The following is an 11118-nucleotide window of genomic DNA, read 5'->3' as shown; positions in this document are numbered from 1 at the left end:
ACGAACCACAGTTCTTACGAAGGGGAGTGCCGAAATGGTCGACCGCAAGCTTAATGAAAGCGACGTACAGAGGCTTCAGACAGAGGTCGTCGATCGATACGACAACATGAGGGGATCGCTCGCGAAGCTGCAGGGCACGATCGACATGATCGAGAAGGCCTGGAGGGGACAGGGCGCCCAGGCGTTCAACACGAAGCAGACGGAAATCAACCAGCACATGGTCGCGATCGGCAAGATGCTCGATGACTTCCTCGAGGGCATCAACCTGAACAAGACCGACAAGCGCAACCTCGAAGACCAGATCGAGGCGGACCTCAAGCAGATCTCCGTAGACGATCTCGGTGGAAAGACTTCGGCGCTCAACAGCTACTGAGGCTACCGACGAGCCATCGGCGGCAGCGAGCCGCACCGCGGTCCGGGCTGCGCAGTCCGGCTGAAATCTGCACAGAAACGAGGGAAACATGTCCGGAGCCCACTACGACGAACTTGCCGTCACATACGGCACGATGGATGCGCTCGCCACCGAGCTCGGCAATCAGGCAAAGAAGCTCGAAGAGGACCTCGAGGCCCTGAAGCAGGCCGTGCTCAACGTGTCCGCGGGCTGGGGCGGCGAAGCGTACGAGGAGTTCCAGAAGAAGTCCAAGCAGTGGGACTCACACGCGCGGGGCATCCACCAGGCGCTGGTCAACATCTCGCAGCGAGTCCACACCGCCGGCGGTGACTACCGAGGCGGCGACCTGAAGGGCGCCAGCTACTTCCAGTAGGAGCGCACAGCTGCAAAACCAGGGTGGGCACGCACGGGAGGTGCCCACCCTGCATTGTTGATCAGCCGCGTTTCTCCATGGTGTAAGGAGAGAAGACCAGCTCGGTGCACTTCCTGTGGCGCAACGATCAGGATCGTGTCCAGGGCGACGGGCCTTAGGTAGGTCTAACGCTTGGACTTCCGGCCGGTTTCAAGCTTTCGTCTGAACTCGGCGGCCGCACCAAAGCGTAATGGGATTCATTTTTCATGCTGTCCGTGGAGCCCCTGCTTGCCGTAGACCTGGTGGCCGTTGGCCCCCATGGGGGCGGAAAGGCTAGGAATCCACTACTCGGCACCATCTCTTTTGCGCCGATGCTGAGGCCAAATCCCCCAATGCTGCCTGCTTCTCTGTCGGACCGCTCACAAGATCCGCCTTCGCGCTCGCGTGGGCCCGCCTAGTGTCGCGGTCACGCGGGGAGAGGGCGGGTGCGAAGCCGCCCCGTGCCTTTCCGCCGCGACAGCTCGCGAATCCGCCGCAGTACGCAGCGCAGTCTCAGTAACTCGGGATCGAGCGGGGGAAAGGGCCTTGTCGCTATTCCGTCAGCTCCACCGCTCCGCGCATGCGAGTGCCGGAGCGCGCGCTACCTCCCGCTGAGGCCAAGTTTTGAACGTTGTTACGACGAAGAGTCCGGGGCAATGGAAGGCGGAGGCGGTGGCGGAGGCGGATAGGCTGGCCGGGACGGGATCCGAGGCCTTGGGAGACCCGGCGGTGGAGGCGGTTTGGGTTCCAACGACTGCCGGGGGCGCAATGGTGACTGGTGCGAGGTGAGTGGTGGGACCGGCGGAGGCGGAGGTGGAGGCGGCTCTAGCGCCGGCAATACTGGGCCGCCCGCGCGCAGCCGTTCGATGGTCTGCTCTGCCCGGCGGCGGGCATCGGGAGTGTCGTCGCGTTCGTAGAAGCGGGGAAAATCGCGGCGGCCGAGAGTGTCGGTGAACAGCGGCTTGTAGCCGAGCGCGTGGGCAATCGCCACCATACGGCGACATCGTTCGGCACTCGTGGTGTAAGGGAACTGCAGTTGTACGCGGCCGCGTCCGTCGAAGTGCCTGATGATCTCCTCGTCTGTCATATGTGGTCCTCGTAACGGGGCAGCTTTTCAGGGAAGGTGCGGGGGTTCTGGCATTCAGCCAGTTCGTAAGTGTGTTTGGTAAGTTGATAGGTGAAGTCGGTTACCGCTTGGCGAAGCGTTGCTCCAGAAACTCTTCCGTGCCCGATCACGCCGGCTTCGGCGATGATCGCGTACGATTCGTTCGCGTCCTTGGCTCGAACTCCCCGAGGGACGCAGGGGATGTAGACGGAGGAGCTGCCACTACTCGAGTCGAGTTCGGCCAAGGCCTCGACGTCACCGACGGAAACACGTACGGCATCGCCACGGGTACTTGTCCTGTAGTGGTTGAGCCACTGCCGCACTGAAGCGTCTTCGACGCGCGCCATGCCGGAGAGAATCGATCCGGCGCTGGTGTGTATGTGGCAGGAGAACATAATGCCCTCCCTCTCATGCCGCTGGCTGGCGCCCTCCTCCGCTGTGCGTGTGCGCGGAAGTGTCCTGATCACCACTTGGCGATCGACGGCCCCGTCGCACACCTTGGGCGGCAGGCGCTCAAGTCCTTTGGTGAAGATCTGTACGTATCCGAACCAGGCGGCAGCGCCTACGAGACAGAGCACCGTCAGGGAGATGACAAATCCTTTGGCGGTGTACTCAGCGGTCGCAAACCGTTCCTTACTCGCAGCGATCCTAGCCACTCGGGCGCTCCTTGGATCGGCTCAGGAATTCACTGGCGTCGTCCCAACCCTGATTGACTGCGACGCGCACGGTGTCGCTGGTCCCGTTCTTGGGGAGATCAACGTGATGCTGCTCAAGAGCGTCCTCGGTCGACCATTGTGTCTGCTGGCTGACCGAATCCCTCATATCATAGAGGTCCTTGGCGCTCGCATACAGGGCCTCATCCCGAGCGCCTTTCAATTCCTGGCCCTCAATGAAGCGATCGACGGCCAAGCCGACGACCCCGCCAGCAAATCCTCCAACTGCGGCACCGGCCGCCGCGTGACTACCAGGGAAAAGGGAGACGGATCCATATCCCAAGCCGGTCGCGATCCACGTCTTAATGAAATCTCCCTTCTTCTGCAGGGCGTCATTGTAGTCGGACTCCCCATCAACGGCGGCTTGAACGCTTTCATCTGCCACAGAATGCCCGACAATTCCCTCGATGATGCCTGCATTTCTGCCGATGTTTTCAAGGACTTGGCCGCGAGGGCCATCGAATAGAGATGGGTCAGAGAGGTGTGCATCCAAGAGGCCACTGGTGTAGACGCTTTCACCAATGATAATCCCGGCTCTTCCGGCAGGATCTAGAGATACCGCCGAAAGGAATCGCGTCACGTCCGCCGTTTCCAGCGCCTCAGGAGATTCGCTGTTGGTGAGGAACACCTCCGAGTTGGGGCCTCCGAAGGCCCGGCTCATCTCCGGCATATAGGAAGCCGCCATGTCCCCGAGACTTTCACCGAGTCCGTTGCCCACCAGGTCCGAGCCTCCGCCGGGCTGTGCCACCGCGTTCATGATGTTAGCCATGATCTGGACTTGCTGGGTGTTGTGAGGAGGGGCCGCTGATGTGTAGTCACCGGCGGCGACCCCTGTCACCGCGGCCTCCAGAGCCCGCCCGAGAGCCTCGCCCCGGTCCGTGTACCTGGTCGTACCCAGCATGTGATCCAGGTCCGACTTGGACTCGAACGCGTGCACCGCCGCCTCGGGATTGTGGGACAGGCCCTCGAAAAGCCCTTCCAAAGGATCTCGCCCGTTGCCGTCGCCGAAGACGAGGTCCAGCGAGTCGTATCCCTTGACCCAAAGGTCGCGGGTGCCGGCGTCCCCCGCTCCCTTGTCCGCTTTGAACAGCTTTTCCCGGTAGCTGTCGAGGAACTCTGTGTCGTACTCGCCCTTGCGCATGAGGCTGCTGATGACCTGGGAGCCTAGGGCGCCGACAGGGTTGGATGAATTTGCGGCGATGAAGTTTGTGTTGCGCTCGGCGACAAGGTCCTTCTTCCAGTGCTGCATGGCGTCCGAGTCCGAGAAGGACGCCGTGGCCAGGGTCAGGCCGAGGTTTTGCTGCAGGCTCTTCATGGTCTCGAGTTCCGAGCCCCTGGCGCCGGCGTGGGCGGTAGTCATCTCGATCCAGAACTGGAGCGCCCCCTTGGCCCCGAGGCTCTTCGCGAACTGCTCCGCGAACAGAGGGTCGGCCTTGTAATTCTCCATCGTGCGATTGAAGTTGGCGATGTCAGTGAGGCTCATGTCGGATGGCTTCTTGGCCATGCCTGCCAGCTTTTCCGCGGCCGCGACAGCCTTGGCGGCGGAGTCTCGGTCAGAGTAGGAGGCGTCGCTGAATCCGTACTTCGCCTGGTCGACGATAAGCCTTAGGGCCTTCGCGGCACTGTTGTCGCTTTGCGTCGCCTTGGTCAGGATGCCTTCGATCTCCTCACGGAGGGCGTTCACTGCCTTCTGGTCCGCCGCTCCAGTCTTTCCGCTGGGGTCGGATGCCCAGTCGGGCCGGGTGTTCCCTGTGACAGTGAACGTGCCCTCACCGGTATCGATCACGGTCATGTTCTGCCGTGTACCGCGCGCGATCGCCTCGTTCAGCTGGGTGCGGTATCCGATGAGCTCACCACGGGTGTCGCTAAGGATCTTGGTGATGGAGTCGGCCTGAGTGTGGGCATCGGCGAACTCGGCGGCGGTCTTGGCGATGAACTCGCGGCTGACGGTGGCGTTGACACCCACCCAATTGGCTTTGTCGGCCTTGGACTTCAGGTTCGTCTCGGCGTCCTTCTGCAGGTCCGACAGCTTCTTCGTCATCTGTTCCCAGTCGGTGATCGCTTCACCGAGCTTCGAGAAGTTGCCGTGGCGCAGCGCGTCGAGGTCCATCGGTGTCAGTGACCCTTTCGGTCGTCGAAGCCCTCGTCGAGCAGGGCGATGCTGCTGACCGTGCCGGCGATGTAGGACTCATCGGCAGCGTGCTGATTCTTGGTGAAGCGCAGGTGGTTGGAGATGTGGGCACAGGCGTCCAGCAAGGTCTTGGTCTGCTGGCTCCAGCGCTCAGTCACATGCTCCAGCGCGCCTCCCAGGGCGAATCCCTCCCCTTTGAGTCCGCCAGCGGCCGCCTCAGAGGCCACACGCGCATGGCCGCTGTAGGCCGTGAAGTCCGTGAAGAGGTCATGGGCCGCCTTACCGACCGCCGCGAGATCCTTCTGACTTGCTACGAGGTCTCCCTGGGTGCCGCTTCCCCCTTGGTCGGCCGGGTACTGGTTCAGCTGCATCTTCGTTTTCGACTGCTGCTCCGCCGCCTCGGACTTCAGCTGTTCCCACTCATCCCACGCCATCGGTGTTCCCTTCCCCCGGGGTGTCGTCGCCCTTCCGAGTCGCTACTCGCACCTGCACAAGGGCTTGTGACTGGTCCGCTCGTCTCAACCCTCAAGCCCACCAGACTCGAGGTAATCAATGCTGGTGAACCACCACACGGCCATCACGACCATCACCGCCGCGAGTGACAGCAGGAGAATTCGTCGGGCTCTGTACCCTGCTTCTGACGGTTCGTTCGCCTCTGGGTCACTGAAACGGCGTGCCTGGAAGCGCCACCAGAGCGCCTTTTGATCGAGCATGCCCATCCCGCCGAGCCAGACGGCGAGCAGGAGCATGAAGATTCCTACCCCGACCATCAAAATGTCCCTTCCGGTGTCAAACCAATCTGCACCAACGGCCTCCCCCTCCGCCGAGACACGAAGACCCCCCGCCCCGCAGGCATGGGCCGCGGCCGCACCCCACCGAGCAGATCCCCCTCACCCGGATCGCCGGCCAGCACGACCCCCTGCGCCCCCAGCTCCTTCACCCGCTGCATGAACGCCTCGTACGACGCCCGCCCTGCACCCGCCGTGGACCGCGCGATGATGAACCGCACCCCCACGTCCCGGGCGAACGGCAAGAGCTCCGTCAGTCCCGCCAGCGGGTTGCCGCTCGACGTGGCCACGAGGTCGTAGTCGTCGATGACGACGTACACCGTGGGTCCGCGCCACCAGCTGCGGTCCCGCAGCTGCTGGGCCGTGACGTCGGCTGTGGGCGTGCGGCGTTTCATCAGGTCGGCCAGGGCGGCCATGTGATGGTCCATGGAGTTGGACATGGGGATGTACTCGGCGAGGTGGGACGACGGCGTCACGTCCAGCAGCGAGCGCCGGTTGTCGATGACGAACAGCTTGGCCTCGTCGCCCGGGTACCGCTGCGTCAGCTGCTGGATCAGCAGCCGCAGCAGGTTCGACTTGCCCGACTCGCTCTCGCCGAAGACGAGGAAGAACGGGTCCTGCTCGAAGTCCACGAAGACCGGTTCGAGGTTGTCCTCGTCGAGGGCGAAGGCGACGCCGCGGCGCGGGAAGCGATCGCCCGGAGGAAGCTGATCGGCCGGGAACTCGCGCGGCAGCAGCCGGACTTCGGGAGCGCCGGGGGCCTGCCAGTGCCGGGAGACCTCGGTTGCGAGAGCGGCCGTGGCGTCCGCCAGGTCCGTGTCGGAGGTGAGCCCGTCTATGCGCGGCACCGCCGCCATGAAATGCAGCTTCTGCGGTGCCTGTCCGCGGCCCGGCACCCCCGCCGGGACGTTCGCGGCCACCTTGCGGTCCAGCTCGGAGTCCATCGTGTCGCCGAGCCGCAGCTCCAGGCGGTTCATCAGGTGGTCCTTGAGGTTGGCCCTGACCTCCATCGAACGAGACGCCGTCAGGATCAGGTGGACGCCGTAACCGAGACCCCGCGCCGCGATGTCGTGGATCACCTGGTCCAACGCCTCGTAGTCCGCACGGAAGTTGCCCCAGCCGTCGATGACCAGGAACACGTCCCCCCAGGGCTGATCCGTGACCGAGATCTCGCCCCGGGCACGCCTGGCCCGGAAGTCCGCGATCGACGCGATGCCCGCGGAGCGGAAGTACTCCTCGCGGCGGTTCAGCACGCCGTACACCTCGGCCACCGTGCGCCGCACCCGCTCCGGATCCAGGCGCGAGGCGACCCCGCCCACGTGCGGCAGTCCGGCCACCGCCGACATGCCGCCACCACCGAAGTCGAGGCCGTAGAACTGCACTTCGTACGGGGTGTGTGTGAGCGCGAACGCCGAGATCAGGGTGCGCAGCAGCGTCGACTTGCCGGACTGCGGGCCGCCGATGATCTGCATGTGGCCGGCCGCGCCGGAGAAGTCGACCCACAGCGGGTCGCGGCGCTGCTCGTAGGGCTTGTCCACCAGGCCCGCCGGTACGACCAGGCGGCCGGCGCCCTCGTAGCCCGGCTGTGTGAGGCCGCGGCCCTGCACCGCTGTGAGGCCGGGCAGGAGCCCGTCGAGCGGCGGCGGACTGTCCAGCGGCGGCAGCCACACCTGGTGAGCCGCCGGGCCCTGGGCCTCCAGCCGGCGCACGATCACGTCGAGCACGGTGTCGGCGAGCGCGTCGTCGACCTCCGGACCGTCCGAAGCCGCAGAGCGCTGGGGCGGCACAGCCATGTACTGCACCGGCACCTCGGCCGCCGTGAACAGCACCGGCCGCCGGTTCATCGGCAGCGGCCCGCCGCCCAGCGCGGCTCGCTGCGTGCCCGAGCGGTACACGCCGGAGACGTAGGCCGCCTTGAAACGCACCATCTCGTCCGTACCGAACTTCAGAAGGCCGGAGCCCGGGACGTTCGGCAGCTCATAGGCGTCCGGGACGCCGATCGCCGCGCGGGACTCCGCCGCGGAGAAGGTGCGCAGCCCGACCCGGTACGACAGGTAGGTCTCCAGACCGCGCAGGCGGCCTTCCTCCAGGCGCTGCGACGCCAGCAGCAGATGCACACCGAGCGACCGGCCGATGCGGCCGATCTGCACGAACATCTCGATGAAGTCGGGCTTCGCCGTCAGCAGCTCACTGAACTCGTCGATGACCAGCACCAATGACGGGATGGGCTGCAGGGCCGCACCAGCCGCGCGGGCCTTCTCGTAGTCGTGGATGTTGGCGTAGTTGCCCGCGTCGCGCAGCATCTCCTGGCGGCGGTTGAGTTCGCCGCGGATGGAGTCGCCCATGCGGTCGACCAGGGTGAGGTCGTCCGCGAGGTTGGTGATGACTGCTGCCACGTGGGGCATCTGCGCCATACCGGCGAAGGTCGCGCCGCCCTTGAAGTCCGCGAGGACGAAGTTCAGTGTCTCCGACGAATGGGTGACCGCGAGGCCCAGTACCAGTGTGCGCAGCAGCTCCGACTTGCCGGAGCCGGTGGCACCGACGCACAGGCCGTGCGGGCCCATGCCCTCCTGCGCGGCCTCCTTGAGGTCCAGCATCACGGGGCGTCCGTCCTCGCCGACACCGATCGGCACCCGCAGCCGCTCCGCCAGCGAACGCGGCCGCCAGGTGCGCTGGGGGTCGACGGATGCCGCGTCGCCGAGGTTCAGCAGGTCGGTGAACTCCAGGTTGGCGAGCAGCGGTTCGTCGTCGTCCCCGCCCGAGGCCATCCGCAGCGGGGCCAGCTGCCGGGCGAGGGCTTCGGCGGACTCGTAGGAGAGGACGTCGGGAATTCCTTCGTAGACGACACCGTGCCCCGACTCCAGGTGCAGCGCTTCGGGCTGTACGACGATGGAGAGCTCGCCGCCCGTGCTCAGATCGCCGGGAACCACCTCGAGGACGGTGACGCCCTGGAGACCTTCGGGATTGGCCAGGACCGAGTCCGGCGGCAGGGAGAGGCCGTCGAGTACGACGACGATGTGGGGCTCCTCCGGCAGGGGCGCCGCGTTTGGGTGGAAACGCGGGCGGCCGGTCAGCCGGCCGGCGAGCAGGTTCTCCAGCTCGCGGCTGTCGCTGTCGATCAGCCTGCGGCTGCCCGCTCCGTCCACGGCACCGGGCGCCTGGACGTGCGGCAACCATTTGATCCACTCCCAGTGGGGCAGTGCCTCGCGGCCCGCAGCCACCACGATGAGCAGATCCTCCGGGGAGTGCAGCGCGGCCAGCGAGCCGGCCATGGCCCGGGCGGAGGACCGTACGGACTGCGGATCGCCGCTGATCGTGACGTGGTAGAACGCACGCAACGAGACCGCCATCGGCAGGTCTTCCAGAGTGCTGTGGACGGAGAGGAAGCGCTGCATGGCACCCGCGGTCAGCGGCTCGAGCTGCTCGACAGGGCCGGTCTCGGGCGCGACGAGGGCCCTGGCGAGAGCCTGGGAGCCGAGGCCGATGCGGACCTGGGCGAAGTCCTCGTCGCCGGGGCGTCGTTCCCACACCCGGCTGCCCTCGGCGACCAGGGCCCACAGCTGTTCGGGGGAGGGGTGGAGGAAGTACTGCGCGTCACGCTGTGCCTTCGCCGTGTCGACGGCCGTGCGCCGGGTCTGTGCCAAATAGCTCAGGTAGTCGCGGCGCATGTCCGCCAGCTCCCCCTGGGAGCCGCGGCGGAAGCGGATCACCATCGCGACGGACATGGCGATCGTCGAGGCGATCATGACCATGCCCATGATCCTCATGAACGGCTGCCCGCTCGTGAAGAAGAAGACCACCGAGCCACCCATGCCCAACGTCGGCAGGAGTTGCATCAGCACGCTCTCCCGGTGGCCCCGGGGTAGTTCCGGTGGAGGCTGCAGGACGATGTCCTGCGTGGACACTTCGGACGGCAGCACCCGAGGCGGGCGCTTCACGACGATGTGGCTCACTGGCATCCATTCCCTCGACCAGCCCGAGAGTCCGTCCGCCGCCCCGTGTCAGGCGGACGCAGGCCGCCGCGCGATCCTACTGACTCCCCTGGACGCAAGGGGCGATAGGGTGCCGGAAGTTCGCTTCGGCACACGTGAGTTGAGCCGGGGTAAATGGCGCATTCCGTCAGATCCGGCGGGCCGCGGGACCCCGGCGACGGCCTCCGCCGTTCCCAGGACCTCCCCGCTTGACGGTCACACGGGACGGGGAAAGCCGCGCAGGACTTCCACGACCGTAGGTAAAGATTCATCACTGAGGGGGAGCAGCAGGTGAGCATGACGGCCTCCGCGGCAGCCACCGGAGGGGGACCCGGTACGGGAACTCCCGCCGGGGCGGGCACGGGTCTCGGTTTCTGCCGCGTCACCATCGTCGCGCCCGACAGCCGGATCGACGTGGCGCTGCCCGACGACATCCCGGTGGCCGACCTCTATCCGGAGATCCTCACACTCGCCCGGCAAAGTCCCGGCGAGGGCGCGCCCGTCGGCTACCACCTGGTCCGCCGGGACGGCACCGTCCTCGACAGTGCCCGTTCCTTCGCCGCCCAGCGCATCCTCGACGGCGAGCTCCTCGCGCTGCGCCCGTTCTCCGAGTCGCTGCCGCCCGCCGTCTTCGACGACGTCTCCGAGGCGGTCGCCTCCGCCGTGACCAGCGAGCGCATCTTGTGGAGCGGCGACCTGACGCGCGCGGCGGGTCTCGTCGGGGGAGGCGTACTGCCGGTCCTGCTGGCCTTCGTGGCCTGGATGGGCGACCCGCGTCACGACATGAACAGCCTGCCCGGCATCCTCGCCGGCGTCGCCGGTGTCGTCCTGGTGGTCCTGGCCTGCGTGCGCGCCCGGGTCTACGACGACCGGACCGGGGCCATCGCCTTGGGTCTCGGCGCCCTCCCCAACGTCGGCGTGGCCGGCTCGGGTCTCCTGCCGCTCGCCGACGGACAGGGCATCGGCAAACTTCAGTTCCTCCTCGCCTGCGCGGCGGTGCTGCTGGCCTCGGTCCTGCTCACCCTGTGCTCGCCGAGCGGGGACAGCCCGTTCGTCGCCTTCCTCGTGGCCGCCGCCATCGGCTTGCTCGCCGTGTTCGCGGCGATCCTCGCCGACTGGACGCCTTCCGAGATCGCTGCCCTGTGCAGCCCGATCGCCGTCGGAGGCCTGGCCTTCCTGCCGGGGCTGTCGATGCGCTTCGCCCGGCTCCCGATCGGCTTCGACACCCCGAACACCGTGCCGCGCAGCGCGTACGACCCAGACCCCTCCCCTCAGGAGCCGGTCGACGCCGAGCGGGTCGCCGCCAAGGCGCGGCGCGGACACGAACTCCTGGTCGGCCTGGTGGGTGGCTGCGCGCTGATCGCCGTCGGTTCCTCGGCGGTCCTCGGGTTCTCCTCGAACGTCTGGGCCCAGCTACTCGCCCTGGCGACCGGCCTGGCCATGCTGATGCGCGCCCATCTCTTCCGGTACACCGGCCAGGTGGCCCCCGTCCTGGCCGCCGGTCTCGCCTCTCTCGTGCTGCTCGGCCTCGGGCTGGCACTCAATCCACCGCACTCGGTCGTCCGCGACGCCCTCACGGGCGACCGCGCCGACCTCGACATCCGGACCATCTGGCTCGTCGCGGCGAT

Annotated in this window: 8 protein-coding genes; 3 read left to right on the top strand and 5 right to left on the bottom strand. The window is 66.5% G+C overall.

Annotation, left to right across the window (positions count from 1 at the left end; genetic code table 11):
• Together ABT116_RS33975 and ABT116_RS33970 are read left to right on the top strand one after the other, a co-directional pair.
• On the top strand, positions 1-373 hold a 373-nt coding region (locus ABT116_RS33975; RefSeq protein ID WP_351641765.1), incomplete at its 5' end, for a WXG100 family type VII secretion target.
• A gap of 88 nt (positions 374-461) precedes the next feature.
• Positions 462-764: a WXG100 family type VII secretion target gene (locus ABT116_RS33970; RefSeq protein WP_184908386.1), complete on the top strand. Its 303-nt coding sequence runs from the start codon at positions 462-464 to the stop codon at positions 762-764.
• Between the two features lie 1101 nt (positions 765-1865).
• Here ABT116_RS33970 and ABT116_RS33965 read toward each other — a convergent pair.
• The 5 genes from ABT116_RS33965 to eccCa all read right to left on the bottom strand — a co-directional run bounded on the left by ABT116_RS33965 (position 1866) and on the right by eccCa (position 9472).
• Positions 1866-2543, bottom strand: a complete 678-nt coding sequence (locus ABT116_RS33965) for a hypothetical protein (RefSeq protein WP_351641761.1) — start codon at positions 2541-2543, stop codon at positions 1866-1868.
• Complete coding sequence (locus tag ABT116_RS33960; RefSeq protein WP_351641759.1) at positions 2536-4710, bottom strand: hypothetical protein; 2175 nt, start codon at positions 4708-4710, stop codon at positions 2536-2538. Before ABT116_RS33960 ends, ABT116_RS33965 begins: the two co-directional genes overlap by 8 nt.
• 5 nt (positions 4711-4715) lie before the next feature.
• On the bottom strand, positions 4716-5165 hold the full coding sequence (locus ABT116_RS33955) for a hypothetical protein (RefSeq protein ID WP_351641756.1): 450 nt from the start codon (positions 5163-5165) through the stop codon (positions 4716-4718).
• 84 nt (positions 5166-5249) lie between these two features.
• On the bottom strand, positions 5250-5480 hold the full coding sequence (locus ABT116_RS33950) for a DUF6199 family natural product biosynthesis protein (protein ID WP_351641754.1): 231 nt from the start codon (positions 5478-5480) through the stop codon (positions 5250-5252).
• 20 nt (positions 5481-5500) lie between these two features.
• A complete protein-coding gene (gene eccCa / locus ABT116_RS33945) occupies positions 5501-9472 on the bottom strand; it encodes a type VII secretion protein EccCa (protein WP_351641751.1) in 3972 nt (1323 codons plus the stop codon).
• Positions 9473-9787: 315 nt separating this feature from the next.
• Between eccCa and eccD the strand changes: the two genes are divergently transcribed.
• Positions 9788-11118 (top strand): type VII secretion integral membrane protein EccD (eccD, locus tag ABT116_RS33940; RefSeq protein WP_502983984.1); only part of this gene is annotated, 1331 nt, incomplete at its 3' end.

Origin of the sequence: Streptomyces sp. NPDC002130 (assembly GCF_040296465.1) — a bacterium.
GTDB lineage: Bacteria > Actinomycetota > Actinomycetes > Streptomycetales > Streptomycetaceae > Streptomyces.
Note: the sequence above shows the minus strand (reverse complement) of the source record. Positions and strands in the feature narration are given on the sequence as shown.